At 37.1% G+C, this 19,630-nt stretch carries 14 protein-coding genes and 1 pseudogene; 11 read left to right on the top strand and 4 right to left on the bottom strand.

What is annotated here, in order from left to right; translation table 11 throughout:
- Positions 1-205 precede the first annotated feature (205 nt).
- The 3 genes from ACWF5P_RS25565 to ACWF5P_RS25555 are packed head-to-tail and all read left to right on the top strand — an operon-like array spanning position 206 to position 3,928.
- Positions 206-1,309: an endospore germination permease gene (locus ACWF5P_RS25565; RefSeq protein WP_434169208.1), complete on the top strand. Its 1,104-nt coding sequence runs from the start codon at positions 206-208 to the stop codon at positions 1,307-1,309.
- On the top strand, positions 1,281-2,792 hold the full coding sequence (locus tag ACWF5P_RS25560; protein WP_434169209.1) for a spore germination protein: 1,512 nt from the start codon (positions 1,281-1,283) through the stop codon (positions 2,790-2,792). Before ACWF5P_RS25565 ends, ACWF5P_RS25560 begins: the two co-directional genes overlap by 29 nt.
- Positions 2,792-3,928 carry a Ger(x)C family spore germination protein gene (locus tag ACWF5P_RS25555; RefSeq protein ID WP_452445459.1) on the top strand — a complete coding sequence of 379 codons (1,137 nt, stop codon included), beginning with the start codon at positions 2,792-2,794 and terminating at the stop codon, positions 3,926-3,928. The genes ACWF5P_RS25560 and ACWF5P_RS25555 overlap by 1 nt, the downstream gene beginning before the upstream one ends.
- A gap of 155 nt (positions 3,929-4,083) precedes the next feature.
- On the opposite strand, the gene ACWF5P_RS25550 is transcribed toward ACWF5P_RS25555, so the two are convergent.
- Positions 4,084-5,223: a LuxR C-terminal-related transcriptional regulator gene (locus ACWF5P_RS25550; RefSeq protein WP_434169210.1), complete on the bottom strand. Its 1,140-nt coding sequence runs from the start codon at positions 5,221-5,223 to the stop codon at positions 4,084-4,086.
- A 267-nt stretch (positions 5,224-5,490) separates the two neighbouring features.
- Here ACWF5P_RS25550 and ACWF5P_RS25545 point away from each other — a divergent pair, with 267 nt between their 5' ends.
- The 6 genes from ACWF5P_RS25545 (at position 5,491) to ACWF5P_RS25520 (ending at position 12,559) form a co-directional block, all read left to right on the top strand.
- Entirely contained in the window at positions 5,491-6,243 is a 753-nt protein-coding gene (locus tag ACWF5P_RS25545; protein ID WP_434169211.1) for a glucose 1-dehydrogenase, read from the top strand.
- 54 nt (positions 6,244-6,297) lie between these two features.
- Positions 6,298-7,041 carry an SDR family NAD(P)-dependent oxidoreductase gene (locus ACWF5P_RS25540; protein WP_076368734.1) on the top strand — a complete coding sequence of 248 codons (744 nt, stop codon included), beginning with the start codon at positions 6,298-6,300 and terminating at the stop codon, positions 7,039-7,041.
- 480 nt (positions 7,042-7,521) lie between these two features.
- Positions 7,522-9,183, top strand: coding sequence for an amidohydrolase (locus tag ACWF5P_RS25535; protein ID WP_452445458.1), 1,662 nt, complete (start codon positions 7,522-7,524; stop codon positions 9,181-9,183).
- Between the two features lie 174 nt (positions 9,184-9,357).
- A complete protein-coding gene (locus ACWF5P_RS25530) occupies positions 9,358-10,611 on the top strand; it encodes an MFS transporter (RefSeq protein ID WP_452445457.1) in 1,254 nt (417 codons plus the stop codon).
- A 386-nt stretch (positions 10,612-10,997) separates the two neighbouring features.
- Positions 10,998-11,384, top strand: a complete 387-nt coding sequence (gene gloA2 / locus ACWF5P_RS25525) for an SMU1112c/YaeR family gloxylase I-like metalloprotein (protein WP_434169214.1) — start codon at positions 10,998-11,000, stop codon at positions 11,382-11,384.
- 290 nt (positions 11,385-11,674) lie between these two features.
- On the top strand, positions 11,675-12,559 hold the full coding sequence (locus tag ACWF5P_RS25520) for a DMT family transporter (RefSeq protein ID WP_452445456.1): 885 nt from the start codon (positions 11,675-11,677) through the stop codon (positions 12,557-12,559).
- Positions 12,560-12,656: 97 nt separating this feature from the next.
- Here the strand turns inward: ACWF5P_RS25520 and ACWF5P_RS25515 are convergent, their stop codons facing one another.
- Positions 12,657-13,343: an ArsR/SmtB family transcription factor gene (locus tag ACWF5P_RS25515; RefSeq protein ID WP_434169216.1), complete on the bottom strand. Its 687-nt coding sequence runs from the start codon at positions 13,341-13,343 to the stop codon at positions 12,657-12,659.
- Positions 13,344-14,129: 786 nt separating this feature from the next.
- Between ACWF5P_RS25515 and ACWF5P_RS25510 the strand changes: the two genes are divergently transcribed.
- A complete protein-coding gene (locus ACWF5P_RS25510) occupies positions 14,130-14,894 on the top strand; it encodes a hypothetical protein (RefSeq protein WP_434169217.1) in 765 nt (254 codons plus the stop codon).
- Positions 14,895-15,040: 146 nt separating this feature from the next.
- Here ACWF5P_RS25510 and ACWF5P_RS25505 read toward each other — a convergent pair whose 3' ends face one another.
- Complete coding sequence (locus ACWF5P_RS25505; RefSeq protein ID WP_434169218.1) at positions 15,041-15,601, bottom strand: hypothetical protein; 561 nt, start codon at positions 15,599-15,601, stop codon at positions 15,041-15,043.
- A gap of 66 nt (positions 15,602-15,667) precedes the next feature.
- Positions 15,668-16,707: pseudogene (locus ACWF5P_RS25500) on the bottom strand (IS1595 family transposase).
- Between the two features lie 822 nt (positions 16,708-17,529).
- Between ACWF5P_RS25500 and ACWF5P_RS25495 the strand changes: the two are divergent.
- Positions 17,530-18,942 (top strand): DHA2 family efflux MFS transporter permease subunit, encoded by a 1,413-nt coding sequence (locus ACWF5P_RS25495; protein WP_434169219.1) that lies wholly within the window; start codon positions 17,530-17,532, stop codon positions 18,940-18,942.
- Positions 18,943-19,630 lie beyond the last annotated feature (688 nt).

The raw sequence follows: 19,630 nt of genomic DNA, 5'->3' as shown, positions 1-19,630 counted from the left end.
GTTCGATGAGACCGTACAAAACTTTTCTGATTTGTAAACAAAAAATGCTTCTAAAATCAAAGCCGAAGATAAATGGCAGTTGATTCAGCGGAGCTTATTGACGGGAGGGTACGTTCAATTACCTATCTGTCCATTAAAGAAATGATGCACCGTATGAATAAAAACAAAAATGGCTCCTCATATTAAAAGAGAGGGGATGTGTCACATGATAAAAAGTATATCTACTTTTCAAGCAACAATGGTACTGATTCTATCTATTGGGTTGATGAACCATGTTATCGTTTTGCCTTCATTGCTTGGTGCATCCGGAAGAGATTCATGGATAAGTACTTTAGTCACCGGGATGCTTTTTCTATTATGGCTTCCCATGGTTTATTGGATAATAAATAAAACAAAGCAACAGCATATCATTGGTTGGCTTCATACTCACAGTCACCCGCTCGCCGCCTGGTCCATAAAAATCCTTCTTTTCTTATATATTTTATTAAACTTGTTTGTCACTTTATATAGCACATTTTCCTGGGTAAACAGTACTTATATGATTCAAACGCCAGAATATATATTATTCATACCTTTCATCATCCTATGTTTTATTGCTGCAGAGGCTGGAATCAAAACAATAGCCATTGCCGGAGGATTGGTTTTACCCCTTGTTGTGGCACTTGGATTTATGATAATGACGGCAAATATACAGTATAAGGATTACTCCTTGCTTTTCCCTATTTTTGAAAATGGAATTACACCTGTTTGGGACGGGGTCGTAATACTAGGTGGAGGTTTTACAGAGATATTTCTTCTCGTTTTGATTCAACAGTTTGTAAAGACAGAAATAAAGTTCAGGAGTTTACTTTTTTTAGGTTTATTTCTTTTGTTTATCAGTATGGGACCCATAATAGGCTCCATTACAGAGTTTGGTCCGGTACAGGCTGCAAAAATCAGCAATCCTGCATACGCTCAATGGCGGTTACTAACCATGGGTAAGTATTTGAACCGGCTGGATTTTTTATCAATATACCAATGGCTTTCAGGTGCATTTATCCGTGTATCGTTATCGATATTCCTAATGGGGGAACTGTTTCAAATTAAATCAAAGAAAATAAAAAATATTGTATTGCTTGCTATATCAGTCTCCTTAATCATTGCGCTTTGTATACCAATCGACATTCCAGCATACAGGGATTTTACGGAACGATATTATTTTAAATTGAGTGTAATTAGCATTTTGGTTATAACCTTTTTCATTAACATGGTCATTTTTTTGAAAGAAAGGGTGAAAAAGAATGGAGCCTCTATTGAACAAGGCAAATAAGGGGAGTTCTTCGGAGATCCAACTAAAAACGGAGTATTTCAATGATTTATTCGGAATGAGCTCGGATGTAAAATTCAAAAAGCATACCATTACATCTGAAGAGAAAACAGATCCACCCCTTATTTGTACTTTGATTTATTCAGAGGTGTTGGTCGATGTCAAAAAATTGTGGGAATCAGTAGCACGGCTTGAAGGTAATGTATTCATAAACTCTAAACTGAAGGAAGAAGATGTTATAGAGGATCCTCAAGACGAATTTAAAGTAAGCAGGGTTTTCCCTTCCTCCACTAAAAAAGAAGATGTGGAGGAAAACGTATTTTCCGGGATGGTTCTGATGCTATTTGAAGAATTGGAATTATTATTTATGTTTTCCCTACCAAGCATCCCGAATCGGAGTCCCGAAGAAACAAGTAGTGAAATTTCCATCCGAGGTCCACGTGATGGATTTATTGAAGATATCTCTGTTAATTTAGGGTTGATCAGAAAAAGATATAAAACGGCATCACTCGAAAATCAAGCATTTACCATTGGGAAAAGAAGCAAGACAAAAATCAATTTATTATATGTGAAGGATGTTGTAAATTCAGAAACCATTGAAAAAGTAAAGCGGAAAATCACTTCAATAAACACTGATATCTTGTTGGGAACTACTGAGCTTGAAGAATTTTTATCAGGCAGGAAATTCAACCTAATCCCGTTTTTTGATTACACAGGAAGGCCAGATTATACTGTGGCCAGTTTAAATAATGGGCGCTTTGCCATTTTAGTGGATGGGTCACCAACTGCCTTAATTGGACCAGGTAATATTACATTATTGTTAAAAGCTGCGGAAGATCGTCATACTCCATCTTACTATTCAAATTTCGAATATTTCTTTCGCATTATCGGACTAGTTATATCAATATTTCTGCCAGGCTTTTATATAGCACTAATATCATTTCAATTAGACCAGCTTCCCTTCCCATTTTTGGCGACGATAACCGTATCTAGGTTTGGGTTGCCTATATCACCTCAACAAGAAGCTTTCTTGATTTTGGGTTTATTTGAGTTGTTTCGAGAGGCAGGGATCACACTCCCAAAAGCAATCGGTCAATCACTGGCTGTTGTGGGTGGATTAATTATAGGGGATGCGGCAATTAGAGGCGGGATTACATCCCCGACGATGCTGGTTGTGGCAGGTACTACTGCGGTAGCCACCTATACATTAATTAATCAATCTTTAGGTGGAATTGTAAGCATGGCCAGGTTTTTTGTATTATTTCTCTCTTCTGTTTTAGGTTTATTCGGATTCTTTCTCGGTGTTTTCTCTATTGTCCTTTATTTATCAAGGCTGCAGATTTATGGTTTACCCTACTTAGCGCCTATATCACCAATATCCTTTAAAGATCTTCTAGGGGGCGGTGTCTTTGTGAAGCCATATCTCTTTAGAAAGAAACGAGCCGAAATGCTGAAAACTAAGGACAAAACAAAAGGAAATCGCTAATGAAAATGATCCTTAGATTTATACTATTTGTAATGAGCCTGGCTCTTTTAAGTGGCTGCTGGGATACTAAGGATATTCAAGATATTCAATATATAAGTGCAATGGGAATAGATTATCAAAATGGGCAGTATGTCATTTATGTGCAGGTGACGTCTTTTGCAGGTGTGGCTAAACAAGAAGGCCTGGAACCAAAACCAACACCTGTTTGGGTCGCCAAAGGGCGAGGGAAAACTATGAACGAGGCCATGAATGACATTTATAAAAGGTCAAACCAGTATATTTATTGGGCTCATGTTAAATTGATCATTTTCTCTGAAAGCTTACTAAAACATGGATTGGACAACGTAAACGATCCCATTTTAAGATTTCAGCAAATTAGGGAAACAACTTGGTTATATGGAACCGATGATTCCTTAGAAAAGATCCTCTTTGTCAATAGTTTATTCGGCTCTTCAGTGCAAACAAGCATTTTCAATCCGGATGATATTTATAAATTAAGATCCTTTGTCGAACCCATCCGGATCCAAAGATTTTATACACAAAATTATGAAACAGGAATGACAATAAAACTACCGAAGATTTCGTTAAAAACTGAGGTGTGGAAAGCAAAAGAAAAATCACAGAACACCGTAAAACTATCAGGGTCCTATTTTATTAAAAATAATCAGCTAAAGGGGGAGATAGCAAATAAACATCTTGGGGGGATGAGATGGTTAACAAAGTCAACGGTAAGATCCCCAATTGGAATAAAAATCAACAAAAACAACATTGTTCAATTATCTCTTATCAGGCCAAAATTCAATATAAAGCCAATCTATGTAAATAATAAAGTCGAATTCGATATTTCAATTGAAGTAGAAGGTGCCGTAACGGATATGGAAGAAAACATTTCCTTAACCCACCTTAAAGAAAAAATACAGGGAGCATTAGAGAAAGAAATTAGGGATACCTACAAATATGCTTTTGAAAAAAATATAGACATCTATAATTTAGAAGCAGTTATCTACAGAAAGGATATAAAAAAATGGAAAGAAGTTAAAGAGGATTTTAGCCTTAATGAAGAATCCATACGTAATATTCAGGTGGAAGTTACTATTAAAAATACAGGCGATTATAAATATGAGTACATGAATTGATCCTTCAGAAGTGGATAACAGGCTGCCATGACAGAATCTTTCTTCAAAGCCGTTTCCAATGATTATGATATGGCAGCTAATGTAAATGATATATTCGACAACATACTATGTAAGGATTTATTTTGACTTACATAACGATTAAAGGAAACTTGATTTTACTTTAATAGACCTAAGCGAAATCCATAGACTACGACTTGTGTACGGTTCTTGGCTTTAAACTTTGTCATTAAACTGCTTACATAATCCCTTATAGTATGCTCGCTTAATTGCAATAATTCGGCCATCTTTTTATTGTTATACCCCTCCGCAAGCAAAGATAAAATCATGGATTCCCGTTCCGTCAATTGTAGATCGGTATCAATGGAAACCTCATCATCCTTTCTTGATAAATATAAACCTAACCGTTTTCCGACCTGTTCAAGTAAAGTCAGTTCATCTTTTGAATAATCGAATTCCTCTCCTAATTGATCAAAGGTCAGCCAGCCGAAAACTTGCTGGTCATGAACAATCGGTACAAAAATGACAGACGAAAGATTAAACAACGTTATATGTTCCTTTTTAATAAAATGATTGGGATTCTTTAAAAATACAGGCTTTTTTGAATTGAAAACAAAGGAATGCTTCAAGCTGAGTTGTCCTCTCATGCTTTGTACCTTAGGAAGCTCCAATCCAATGGTGCCGTAAAATTGATTGGACCAAGGAATATAAGCATAAAAAACACATCTTTTATAGTGAAAGAACTCTTCACATTTTTTTAGGATATGAGCAAAATCCTTAATTCCTGATGAGTTAATTAGAAGTTCATCTAATTGGTCTAATAGTTGCAGCCTTTTAAGTTCAGCATTTTCTTCGCGGGTTTTTGAAAGTTGCGTTGGTTCGACAACCATCCATTTGTTATAGCTATGGATGAGATGAGAGAAAATGGATAATAAGAACATTAAAATGGAAATGGTATGGGCATGTTTCAGGTTGGACATTAAGGTAACGATGGACTTTTCAAAGATCAATCGGAACATGCTGAAATGGTTCACATTTAAAATGGGTAGATGTGATTGGAGCCAAGTTTCCAGATACTTATCGTATGTTTCATTTATGTCCTCGATGTTTGGAGCAGATAAAAATAGTAGAAATGATTCCAGTAATGTTTGTATCATCTTACGTTCATCTTCTAATATAAGGGGCTCAAGATTCAAATAAATATTGATGTTTTCTTCAATTTGTTTGTTATGGCTTTTTATGAATAATATGAATTGCTGAAACGATATCTCTTCATAAGCATGAGAGGGCTGGGTCATACGAGTCTCTTCTCCTTAAACGAAATACCCCTATATAAGGGGGATACTTACCCTATTATTATACAGCATATTATAGGATAGTATTTCAAATTACGAGGAGTAAAATAAAGGCATAGACAGACAATGAAGCTTTTTTAGCGGCATTCCAATTAAAGGGATGGACAATTGTTAAAGTCAGCTTTATGTACTTGTATAGGAATACTAGTCTAGTGAGAACCTCTAAGGATGGCAGTATCAGAAAATAAGTAAAGGAGATCTGGTGAAATCATGAGACTTGAAAATAAGGTGGCAATCATTACTGGCGGGGGTACAGGAATCGGGAAAGAAACAGCTTTGCTTTTTGCTAGGGAAGGAGCAAAAATCGTCATAACTGACATTAACCAGGATTCCGGTGATCAAGCTGTGAAAGACATTCAGGCAATCGGCGGAGAGGCCCTATTCATTCGTCATGATGTCAGCAATGAAGAAGATTGGAAAAAGGTTGCTAAGGTAACAATCGATACTTTTGATAAGGTGGATGTTCTGTTCAACAATGCGGGTATTTATATCATTAAACCGGTTGCGGAGATTGAACTGGAGGAGTGGAATCGTCTCATGTCGATTAACGTGACCGGCGTATTCTTGGGAATGAAGCATATTATGCCACTGATGGCGAAACAAAATAAAGGTTCAGTCATAAACGCTTCTTCCATAGCAGGCTTGATTGGTGCCCCTGGTCATGTTTTATACGGTGCAAGCAAGGGAGCGGTCCGGACAATGACTAAAGATGCTGCCATCGAGTATGCTTCAAAAGGGGTCCGTGTAAACTCGATTCATCCAGGATATATCGATACCGGGATGGCGGACTATGCATCTGAACAAACTGGCAGTACAAAAGATGAATTGGGTAAAGAATTCCCGTTGGGACATCTGGGCAGCGTCAAAAATGTGGCGAATACAGTGCTTTTCATTGCCTCGGACGAATCTTCCTATACGACGGGTACTGAATTTGTGATAGATGGCGGAGCGACTGCACGCTAAAAAAATTACTTTTCTAACGGATATTAGAAACTAAAAACTAAGGAGTGTTTAGAGATGAGATTAGAAAATAAAGTGGCAATCGTAACAGGGGGAGCAAGCGGGATTGGAGCAAGCACGGCTCAATTATTTGCAGAAGAAGGAGCAAAGGTGGTCATTGCCGATTTTGCTGATCATGGACAGGCTGTGTCAGAAGAGTTAAATGGAAAAGGGTATGATACTCTTTTTGTTAAAACTGACGTGACGAATGAAAATGACGTAAAGAATATGATCGAAGAGACGGTTAATAAATATGGAAAACTGGATATCATGTTCGCAAACGCAGGAATTGCAAGAGACGGAAACATTCATGAGTTAAGCTACGAGCAATGGCAAAAAACGATTGATATTAATTTATCCGGTGTCTTCCTATCCGATAAATATGCGATAGAGCAAATGCAAAAACAATCTACTGGCGGCGCGATTGTCAATACAGGCTCCATCCATAGCCATGCAGGGAAACCGGGGGTAACAGCATATTCTGCTGCGAAAGGCGGGGTCAAACTGTTAACACAAACGTTAGGTTCGACTTATGCGAAAGATGGCATTCGTGTCAATGCAGTTTGCCCTGGATATATAGATACACCACTTATTGCCGAAGCACAAGGTGAAATAAGACAAGGTTTGATCGATTTACATCCAATCGGCCGTTTAGGCAGGGCGGAAGAAGTGGCGAAAGCCGTTCTCTTCCTCGCAAGTGACGATGCATCATTTGTTACAGGCACAAGTCTTATTGTCGACGGCGGATATACCGCAGTATAAATTTCGCTCGGTCTCTCAATCAGTCAAATTAGGTTTGAGGTGCCAATTAATAGAGCTTCTTCTGTAAGATGAGTGGTGTTCATACACCCAAATCATACTGGAGGGCTTTTTTTTACATATAAATGTATAAGGATTTAAAATGTAGATATAGTGATACATTCCGAACCCCTACCTTTTAGTTACATAATAATCTATCGTCTTATATTTATTGTTATTATTAGAAAATATTGAAAATTATAAATTTAAATGTTTTAATGTAACTATGCCTTTTATACTGGTTCGGACGACGTGATGTTAACACCACTAGTAAAATGGGGTAAATCTATTGTTTCATTCTAGAAAGGATGTGTCATTTTACTCCTGATTGACTTGTAAATATTTGCCCTATCTATTCAGTATTTCCATCTGTCAGTTTGCCAAGTTAGTACTATGACGAAATGAAGTGGATTTAAAACCAAAAAAAGGGAGGGACTTTATTTTATGATAAAAATCGATCTTTTATTTAAAAATGCAAATGTGCTGACTCTAGATAACAGGAATCGTCGGGCTAGGTCAATTGCTGTAGCAGATGGGAAAATTGTCGGGATTTGGGATGAGTGTGAGCCACCTAAAAGTGCAGTGGAGATTACAGCAAGTACCGATGTTGTAGATTTAAAGGGATCCACCCTAATACCAGGCTTTATCGATACTCATAACCATATTTTGATGTATGGACTAACGATGGGACAGGTGAACTGCGGTACACCGCCCAATCAATCCATAAAAGATATTTTAGAGGTGATTGGTGCAAAAGCAAAAGACACTCCCGATGGCGAATGGGTAAAGGGATATGGCTATGATGATACGCTTTTGTATGAAAAGCGCCATGTTACACGGAGTGATTTAGATAAGGTTTCGCCAAATAACCCTGTAGTCATCACACACACTTCAGGGCACTTATCCGCAGTAAATTCGCTTGCTTTGCAATTCGCAGGTTTAACTGATGATGTTTCTGATCCCCAGGGCGGACATTATGGACGGGATGAGAACGGAAGGCTGAATGGGGTAATCTATGAACCAGCGGCAATGGCACCAATAAATAATCACATACCCCAAATGACAATTGGGCAACAGGTTGACATGATAGGAAAGGCTTCAAAAGATTATGTCGCTCAAGGAATTACCACGAATACAGATGCGGCAGTTGGATTTAATAATTTGGAAGATTTAGAGGTTCATCTTAAAGCGGCTGAACAAAAAATTAATCCGATGCGAACGAGACTGATGATCATGCATCAGCAGCTTCGTGAAGGAGAGCCATTCGGGGGTTATTCTCCAGCTCAATTGGACCTGGAACTCAGGGAAAGGTCTGGGGGACGGGTTAAATTAGATAGCGCAAAAATGTTTCAGGACGGCTCCATCCAAGGATTAACAGGAGCTTTACGTCTTCCATATTATCAAAATCAAGATGTATACGGAAATCTCATTCATCAGCAGGAAGCATTTAATGAAGAAGTCTTAGACCTGCACAGACGAGGATTTAGGATCACAACGCATGGAAACGGGGATCGTGCGATCGGCTCGATATTAGCGGCATATGAATATGCTTTATCCAATAGCCCTCGTACAGGACATCGTCATAGAATCGAACATGTCCAAACCGCGACCACCGAGGACATCATGAAGATGAGGGAACTTGATGTAGCCGGATCCTTCTTCATCAATCATGTATATTATTGGGGAGACAGGCATAAACAAATTTTCCTGGGGCCGGAGCGTGGAAGGCGTATAAGTCCGTTAGCTGAAGCTGTTGCACACAATTTATTGTTCACCCTGCATTCCGATTGTCCAATTACCCCAATCTCACCCCTGTTTTCAGTATGGGCTGCAGTTAATAGAATAACGAGAGAAGGTCATGTTTTAGGCCCAGAACAGCGCATTGATGTAGAAACAGCTTTAAAGTCGATGACTATTTTTGGCGCAAAACTAAATTTTGATGAGTCACGATCAGGCAGCATAGAAATTGGAAAACAAGCAGACTTTACCATTCTCGAGACTGACCCTACAGCTGTTCATCCAGAAGAAATTAAGGACATAGCAATTCTGGCCACCTTCATAGATGGAAACCCAGTATATGGACAAGAAAAGGTAAAGACTACTTAATTTCTTACCGGAAATTTACTGCGTCTAATAATAATAGAAAATCCTATATGTTTGACATAAAGGCACCGATAATCTTTGAACCCGCATCCTCGACATTAGAGACTCCATGATCCTGTTTCCTTAGAGTTTAAAGAATCGTGATGAAAATTAAAGCTAAACTAGGGGGCTATGCTAGTGAACAAATTAGCATTCGGTCAAAATCCAAAAATGATTTTGTTATTACTTTTTGCAGGTAATTTGTTCTCGGCACTGGATCGCTTCGTCATTAATTATGGGATTGTCCATATATCCGATGACCTCCAATTGAGCGCATCCTCCACAGGTCTGATATTAAGCATCTTCTTTTTAGGATATGCAATTATGCAGATTCCCGGCGGTTGGATGGCCGATCGTTTCGGCGCAAGAATCGTGCTTATTGTCTCTGTCTTTAGTTTTACCATTTTTACCAGTCTGACAGGATTGGCATGGTCTTTTGTATCGTTGTTGGTCATTCGTTTTATGTTCGGATTGGGGGAAGGAAGTTTCTTTCCTGCTGGGGCCAAAATGATAGCAGTGTCCATTGCGGAAGAAAAGCGATCCCGGGCAATGTCTTTGTTTCTTTCCGCACTCACTGTTGCAGGTGTCATTTCACCCATTCTAGCAGCCACTCTGCTTGTTAGTATCGGATGGAGGATGATGTTTGGCATTATTGGGATTTTCGGGTTTACGATTGGGTTGCTATATTTGTTCTTTTTAAAACCAAGAGTAGGGAGTCAGGGCCCGCGAGAAGTAGATTCCTTAACGGAAGTTCCTGTCAAAGGTTCTTTTATTAAGCTGTTTAAAACCCCCTTGGTCCTTAGTTTGATGGTTGCCTCGTTTGCATATGGTTTCATCAGCTGGGGAGTGATGTCATGGATGCCGACTTACTTAGTGCAGGAGCGTGGCCTGAATTTAATTTCCATGGGTCTTTTACAGATGATCCCTGCAATAGCGTCGGTGGCTTTCTATATTATCGCCGGTTATGTACTGGATAAAGTGAAAGTTGGTCGGGAAAAATGGATAGGGGGCTTTAGTGGATTAGGTCTAGCATTATTCGTGTATCTCATGTTTCATGCAGAAACGGTAACGGGAGTTATCATCTATCAATCCATTATACCTATATTTTCCGCAGCCTTATCCACTATCATTTTTAGTCTGCCGCTGAAGTATTTACCGGAAGCAATCGGAGGTTCTGCAGTGGGAGTGGTCAATTTAGGGATGCAAGTGGCTGGCTTCATCGCTCCTTTAACGATCGGTTTTGTCATAGACGCTTTCGATGGATCGTTTAATGGAGCTGTTTGGTTATTGGTTTCATTCGGAGTCGTTTGTTTTATCGCTTTTATGACCTTGAAAACGGGTAAGGAAAATTCCATATCAGAAAATCCACAAACAATTCCTGCTGTAAAATAGATTGATATAAATGAAGGCAAAAGTGGGCGTTAGGATTTATAAAAGTTTGTTCGAAATGGTATATAGAGAGTGATATAAGTCTGCCAGCTACTATCTTTAAAAGCCTGATGTTACTGAATTCAGTTAACAGGGCTTTTTATTTTTTATAAGATATTATCAATATATTCATACAGTAAGGCCAGGGTATTTTTCATGATTAAAATATACAATTTTTCCATGTGCTGCAATTAATCTATTTGGAGTAGTGTTAAGACCTATATCCGTTGAAAGGAAAATGGATGTACTAGTGGGGTCCGAAGGAGGCAATGAAATCTAAGTTTTTATTAATGTATAACTTTGGTAAAATTAGTTTATAAAAATAATCAATGTTCTTAGGGAGGACACAAATGAAGGTAAAAAAAATACATCATGTAGCAATAATTTGTTCCGATTATGAAAAGTCAAAGAACTTCTATGTGAATATTTTAGGGTGTGATATCGAGAATGAAACATATCGGTCAGAAAGGAAATCGTATAAATTGGATCTTATCGTCGGAGGGGAATATCAGCTGGAATTATTCTCATTTCCTGATAGCCCCCATCGTCCTAGTTATCCTGAAGCTAGAGGGCTTAGACATCTTGCTTTTGAAGTGGAAGATATTAATCAAGCGATTGAAGATTTAGAAAACGAAAACATTCCAGTCGAACCTATCCGTGTTGATGATTTAACAGGAAAAAGGTTTACTTTTTTTTGTGATCCGGATGATTTGCCTCTAGAAATATATGAAAAGTAGGAATTACAAGCCTGATAGGTTGTTGATGAGAGAGCTTTAAGGCATGAAGTTTGATAGAAGAGGTAAAACTTCAAGAATTGAGGCAAACTCTTTTTTAAAATTTGATTTCAATAAATGAATATGATGATTTAAAGAGGTTACTTATATCAATTACAATATGAAGATTCCCTATGATATGTCGATACCATTAAGTTTGATCCACTTGTATTCCATATTTCGATGAGAGCTGAAATAATCACCGGCTATACTATCTGTAGATTGGTCATTTAAATATGTCAGGAGATAAAAAAATGAATGTTTACAAATTTACAGTGTTGATACTTTTAACGACATTTTTGATGGGTTCTTCTTTTGCAGTAGTTAAAATTGGTCTACCTTATTCATCCCCATTATTATTAGCAGCATTACGCTTCACACTTGCCGGGCTCATAATGGCGATGATCGTAATCTTTTTTAAAAGACCGCATCCAAACTCAAAAGGGGGTTGGATAAAAATCTTTATAATCGGCACCTTTCAAACAGCCGGAGTAATGGGTTGCATTTTCCTGAGTTTACGCACGATTACAGCAAGTGAATCCTCCATTCTTACATTCACCAACCCGTTACTTGTTGTTGTTTTCGGTACGATCTTTTCACAAGCACGCTATAAACTATATCAATGGATTGGAGTTTTATTAGGATTAGTTGGAGTGATTATAACGATGGGAGCGCAACTTGAATTTAAGGTTGGTATTCTTTTCGGCATTCTTTCTGCTGTTTTCTGGGCCATTTCCACTTTATTGGCGAAAAAATGGGGAGCGATTTCCGATACATGGGTATTATCTGCCTATCAGATGCTTTTTGGCGGTTTACTGCTTTTACTTGGCAGCTTTATTCTTGAAAAACCATTTTTCATAATGAATGGCAATTCGTTGTTCATTTTGTTATGGTTAAGTATCATGTCATCGATCGTGCAATTTGCTGTTTGGTATTACCTTTTACAAAAGAGTGATCCCGGAAAAACAAGTGCCTTTTTATTTTTGGCACCTTTCTTCGGTGTTTTATCAGGGTGGGCACTATTAGGTGAACCGATATACACTTCACTCCTAATTGGCGGACTGTTTATCATCATTGGCATCTATCTTGTAAATAGCAATTTCCAAAAGGAAAATAAATTTATTAAAAGAGCTTTATAGTAATCGTATTGATTGTTCTAAGCTGCTAAAGACAGAAAATCCCTCAAGATGAAAAAGAAAAGAGCCCTTTTCTTTTTCACCATGAGGGATTATTAAATTATACCTCTATACAAAAAACTTCTTTAAATCCTTCTTTCCCTTTAGGTGTTACTTTTACTGCGCGAATAGATGGAACACGGACAATCCAGCCTAAATCAAAAAAATGTGTAAGGAGCCCATTCCCTAAAGCTCCGCCAAGATGATGGTGACGTTCACTCCAGTCTAAACATGAGTGGGAAAATGAACGGCGCTTTCTTCTTAAATCAAGTAAATCGATGCCGAATTCAGAAAAAAAATGATCTCCTTTGGGTGTAACTGTAAACTCTCTCTCTTCTTTTTTCAAATATCCGGCCTTCAACATCGATTCAGTTAATTGGACTCCCAGTTTTCCTGCCAAATGATCATAGCAAGTTCTGGCTTCCTGAAGCATTTTAACTTGGCTTGATTGTTTTAACGACCGAACTTGAGGAGGTGGGGAAATGGCAAGAAACGATTCTAAAATATGCGCAATTTCTCCATTTGCTAGCTGATAGTAACGATGTCGTCCGTGTTTTTCAACTTTAACAAGGTTACCTTCCACTAATTTAGAAAGGTGAAAGCTGGCGGTCTGAGGTGTTATTACAGCCATCAATGCTAATTCACCTGCAGTATGAAAACGCCCATCCAGTAAACTTGCAAGTATTGTTGCACGTGACGTTTCTCCTAGGAGGGAGGCTATCTCCACCATATTTGGATTTATACTCACAATAATTACCAACCTTTCTAACGATATGTAGCTAATTTTTAGTTTAAATAAGCTGAATGCTATGTAATTAGCTTTTAAAACATGTAAACTTATTTTTCTATTATACAGTACCCTGCCTTAATGAAATTCGGTAATTCACGATTCCTGCTTTAATTAAATTTTGAAAAAGAACCCTACAATAAAAGTGGATAGTGTTTATTTCGTATTTTTTCGGAGCATATATGCTGAATGATAACGTGGCATTAAAGCAATGAAACATGGATAACTTCACCAACATGTGAAGACTGCCCAAAATCAAAAAATTCATCTATAAATTATTTAGATGCTAGTTAATCCTCACTCGAAGGAAATTAATGTTCTTTGCTTTTAATGAACGTTTTTTAACATAACTTTTTTAAACGGTTAACTGTGGTTTTAATTTGGAAGCAGGAGAAGTGTTTTTAGGCTAACTAGAAATAAGAATGAAATGGGAAAGGGTAAACCCCAGGTGTCAAGAACATTACATTTTGAGTCGTTTCTACAAGGATTTTATTGATGAAATGAACGAGATAAATGAGGGCATCCGTTAAATCGGGTGCTTTTTTTATTAGGGAGAGATTATGAAATCAGGAGAGGTTAAAAAGAAGACTGTATAGAAGAAGACTGTCTATCCTTTGGATAAGCGTTTTTTAATGAAGTATATTCTTTGTAAACTAGGCATACATTCTTACATGTTCACTAACAGTAAACGTTCCTTAATAGTCCCTTTTGTCGAATTTAGTAGTCAAATAGGAGGGAATGAAGAGTATGAAAATATCAGACGTTGGATTTAAAGGTCAAGTTTTTGGATTTATAAAGTTCACACCTTTTGTGGAAAGTTTTTTGTCTGGAGATTTATATATGAATAATTTTAAAAAGTATATTGATATAGAAAGTGCTTCAGGTGAAAAAGGTGTAGGAGACAAATTTGAAGCAACTCATGTTTTTACGGAACTAACAATGAATTTCTTTACTCAAGATACCAATGAATTAATAATGTCGGGGCGGACTAAAAAAATGAATTTCAGAAAAAATATAAATAAAAAAAGACCATTATATTGTATGTTTGCAATTGTCGGCGATATGTTAAAAGTGGTTAAGGAGGATGAAAAATATTACTATACCAAATTTGATTTACCTAATGAACAAATCGATAAAATGATCAGGGAGTTCGGAGATAGCTTAATTTTTGTTACCCCATCGCAATTTATTGACAGAATTACTAGAACACTCAATGAAAAAGGTTATGCTTACAGAGGGGGCTTGGTAAAATATGATGATTATAACATCAATTCCTCAGCTAGGATGAGCTCTTATAAAAATCAAGGGACTGATATTTATTTTTGGAAAGATAAATACTTTGAAAATCAATATGAATATCGCATAGTTCTCACAGATCAAGAAGTTGATGAAGCCTTAATTGTGAACATAGGTGATATTTCAGACATTAGTACTATTTTTAATGCAAATGAATTTTTCAGTGATAAATTTGAAATAAGATTACGAAAGAAAGGAAATCTAAGCATCCATTAAATTGGGTGCTTTTTATTTGCAGGATGGATAAAGAAAATATTGAGCTCTTTAAAGAATTGGCTCTGTTAAATAATATTGTTGATATAAGCTAATTATAAATTGAGAACCTCAATCAAGGTCCTTGATTTTGTTCTTATTTAAGCTAATTAAATGTCGCTGTTCTCCAAATCAAGCGAGTAGGCTTTTGATATAAAGTGTGTAATTTTTTTAGGGGAGTTGTATTTGTCATTCTTACTAAATATAGTGAGTCCAACCTCGTGTACATCAATAAATGTATCGACCTTTTCAAAAGCTAGATTTTTAAATTCAATAGGTTTATCCCAGTTTCTTGTTGGGACTAAATTCTCTTCAGAAAGTCCTTGTCCAAAGAAAATAAACACGCTCAATCCATTTAAAACTAAATCAACCGTACTACTACAAATCACTTCTAGTGTGTCAACCGAATCAATTTTGATAATAATACCGTCCGAAGCAAACTTATAGTAAGGGATATTCCTTTCCAAAATAATCTTTTCAATATGTTCAAAAATCACAGATTCCAGCACAAAGAATACAGGAAAGCTGAACATATTTTGAGCCAATGTATAAAGAAAGTCCGTATCTATGTCTCTAATTCCGACATCCATTGATTTAAACATATCTTTTGGAAGGGCAAAATCATCTTTTATACTATCGTCTGAGAATTGAACAAAATATTGTTTTTTCAATTTCTCACCTCCTACTTAGGTTATTTTTAACATTTCTCTAAAATTCACCCGTCCCCATAAGGCAAGTTATAACTTAAATGTTGATAATCTTAATTTATCATAAGTAGCATTGGTAGATAATAGACAACTATCAATCACCATTTTGCTTACCGTTGTAGAATCATTACGGAATCTAATTACATCCAAGAATTGAAACCAACTCAAATATTGGTTGAGGTATTTGGTTGCCACGCCATTAAAACGGTCCATCCAGCCTTTCAGACGACTATGATAGTTGTTAACATTTTGGATATGGAAAAGCCCTTTAACACGTTCCTTTCCATCCGATTTGAAAGGATAATGCTCTAGTCCTTTGTCTTTCGCATAGGTTTTAAATGCTCGCCACGCATCTGTACAAAGGATATTCGATTTGGATAGCTTGGAGCCGATTGCTTTATCCAATCGGGATTTTACAATACGTCCCTGTCCTAAGTCTTTGGAATAAGTCAGTTTTTGACGGTCCCTGGCAATCAGCACACAAACTTGTTCTTTACTGATGCCACGGAATTGAGAAGCACCACCACGTTTGCGAGCTTTACGCCCATTTAAATTTCGTTTCCCTTTTTCAGAGTATAGGAAATAGGTTTCATCCATTTCAACAATACAGAAAATTGGTCAAAATCCATTTGTTTCAAAGCTGGTAAAATCTTATGCCTCCAATAAAAAAGGGTGACATAATGGACTTCAATCAACTCAGATGCCTTGCGTAAAGAGTAGCCTTCAATCATACACTGAATAAAATCCAACCATTTGTGAGGAAGGTGCGAACCCCGCAAAGGGGTATTCGTGACATCGGTAAAGGTTTTACCGCAATCTTTACAGCGATAACGCTGCCGTTCCATTGTTTTCATTCCTACTTTAACGGAATACTTTCCGAATCGGACAACATTATTCGAATGATAGTGAGTGCAAGTGTAGCCGTCTTTATGTTTCTGTTCGGACACCTCTTTAAAAATAGGTTTACTAGCTGAAAATGCGGCAAGAGATTTTGTGAAAAACTCTTTCAAACGAAGTTGGTCTGCGGTATTGAGTTTTTGAATCTCCTTAATAATGTCCGTTAATGTCATTTGAAACCACTCACTTTTGTTCTTATTTATATCACTATTATAGAACAAGAGTTCGTTTTATTCAAATATCAACATAATCGTTTAACAGAGCCAAAGAATTAAATAGAAGAGTTAAATTAACCGGAAATTCTAGGGTTATCGCATCCGCAAGGGGTTTAATTTCTCAATTATATTCACTAGTATATATTTAAATCTGGACTATTTTTCATATCTTTAATTTTTAAACCATTTATGGATCTTTTAAGAGAGCGCCATTCAATAGAGTCGAAAATACAGCAAAACTACTCTGAATATGACGACTTTCATCTATTGTCATTTATAAAAAACTATGAATATGGCGGAAAAACATACTGTAGATAATGGACATTTTGCTGAACAAAGTTAAAAAAGTATCATTCACTTTTAGATTAAAGGGACTACGGTATCAAAACACGGAAATATACCTTAAGCAATTATCACAACGTAATTGCAATGGTGATTATAGCCAGTTAAGAGCGCTTTTTATGCGATAAAAGTCGATCACTTGATAAGATTGTTTTGATGTCTTTTGATGTCTGCTGCCGCTATTTGATCTGCTATTAAAATGGAGTGACTATTGAAAGTGCGTCCGTGTTTGGCTCAACAGCAACACTTTGTCTAGGCTAATACGCATCAATTGCAACCTGTTCTTCAAAAAAAATCCCCTTTAGTTGTAGGGGAAGTAATGATTTAATGCCGACTTTATGGCTTTTTATTTTTAACAGCAAATTACTGGAAATCTGATGTGAATTCGTGTAATCTACAAAAGTATGTTTTTTTCCAAATCGTAAAGGGGGACCATAATTGAGTTCAACAAATCGTAAACAGACAACAATTGTTGCTCTTTTGCTTGCGGGTACATTCATTGCGATCTTGAATCAAACATTAATGATTACCGCCATTCCTCCTGTAATGGAGGAGATGAATGTTACGGCAAATAGTGCACAGTGGCTAACAACAGTTTTTATGCTGGTTAATGGGATCATGATCCCTGTTAGCGCGTTTTTACTGGAGCGCTTTACCACCAGACAGCTTTTCCTTTCCGCGATGGGGATTTTTGCTACGGGTACATTGGTTGCGGGGCTAGCTCCTAATTTTGGAATGTTGCTGCTAGGGCGGATGATTCAGTCGAGCGGAGCCGGAATAATGCTCCCGTTAATGCAAACAGTATTCCTAATGATTTTTCCTGTTCATAAACGTGGTGCAGCTATGGGACTGGTCGGACTGGTCATTTCCTTCGCGCCGGCTATTGGACCCGCTTTGTCGGGCTGGGTTACGGAAACCTACTCATGGAGGGTGTTATTCTTTATCATTCTACCAATTGCTATTATTGATATCATAGTTGCGTTCTTCGCTTTAAAAAATGTAACAGAAGTTACACGGCCAAAAGTGGATGTGCTTTCGATTGTCTTATCTTCCGTGGGATTCGGTGGATTATTGTATGGATTTACAGCTGCTGGTAATTATGGATGGGCAGACGAGAGTACCATCATATCCCTAGGCATTGGAACAATTTCACTTGTTTGGTTTATCAAAAGGCAATTACGATTGAAGCATCCAATGTTGGAGTTCCGTGTGTTCACGTATTCATTATTCCCGCTTGCCATTATTATTGGAGCCATTACCTTTATGGGTCTGATAGGTGCCGAAACGCTCATCCCGCTATTTATGCAAAATATGCGAGGATTTACTGCGTTTGAAGCTGGATTAGCCATACTTCCAGGAGCACTTATTACCGGAATAATGTCCCCGTTCATTGGACGTATTTTTGACCGGATTGGAGCCAGGTGGCTGGTTATTGGCGGATTACTCCTCATAACCGCTTCCTCCTTTACTTTTATGGATGTTGGTCCTTCGACAAGTTTTACATTTATAATGGTAATGTACAGTATACGGATGTTCGGATTAGCCATGGTTATGATGCCTGTTTCAACGGCCGCCTTAAACCAGCTGCCTAAACGGTTAATTGCCCATGGTGCAGCAATGGATAATACGATGAAAATGATTGCCGCATCTGTAGGTACAGCAATACTTGTTACTGTAATGACAACAGCTACCGAAAATGCTCAGCAGCGTCCCGAGATAGTACATCCTGATATGTATGGCGCGCAAATCTCATTTATTGTCATCGCTGTACTTTCATTAATTAGCTTCCTCATTTCTTTTAAAATAAAGGATAAAAAATCAGCAGGAAAAGAGTTCGGGGAGAAGAATTAAATATTTGAATTTGAGTTTTTTTAACTAAATATTAGAACTCCATTTTTTAACTTGTTATGAACATTTTCCAACGCCGCCCCTGGTGGCTTTCCCTCCCAGGCCCTATCATTCCTTCGTCATGCCTACCTAAGGGATTCTAAAAAAGAGGGAGAACAAGTCATCCAGATGATTTGTTCTCCCTCTTTTATTTTTTTCTTTCTTTATAAAAAAAGTAAACATACATGAATTAGATGTAGGTGTGGAATTATCTTTTATTAAATCTGGACTATTTTTCATTTCTTAAATCTTTAAACCATTTTAGAAATGGGATTTTTAAGAGTGCGCCAAAAATCACAAAAATCCCTCTGAATATGAAGATCTTCTTATATATATACTCCCCAAACCACAAATGAATCGCATGGCGTCCTTTTTCAAAAACTTTCTCCAAATATATTTCTGAAGTGAAAAGCTGTTCATGGCCCAGACTCTTCATAATCTGATAGACTTCCACTCCATTTAAGTGAGAAATGATGGCAAAAGCATCCCTAAAGGTATGAAGACCTAAATATATCCTACATTTATTTATATGAGATATAATTAGTATGAAATTAGATTCTGAAAATTATAACAATATTTTATAATTCAAATGTTAAATCTTAATGATTATATAAGAGAAATTTATAAATACTTATTTAAGACAACATTATAT

The organism is Peribacillus sp. NPDC055009, assembly GCF_053608705.1.
Note: the sequence above shows the minus strand (reverse complement) of the source record. Positions and strands in the feature narration are given on the sequence as shown.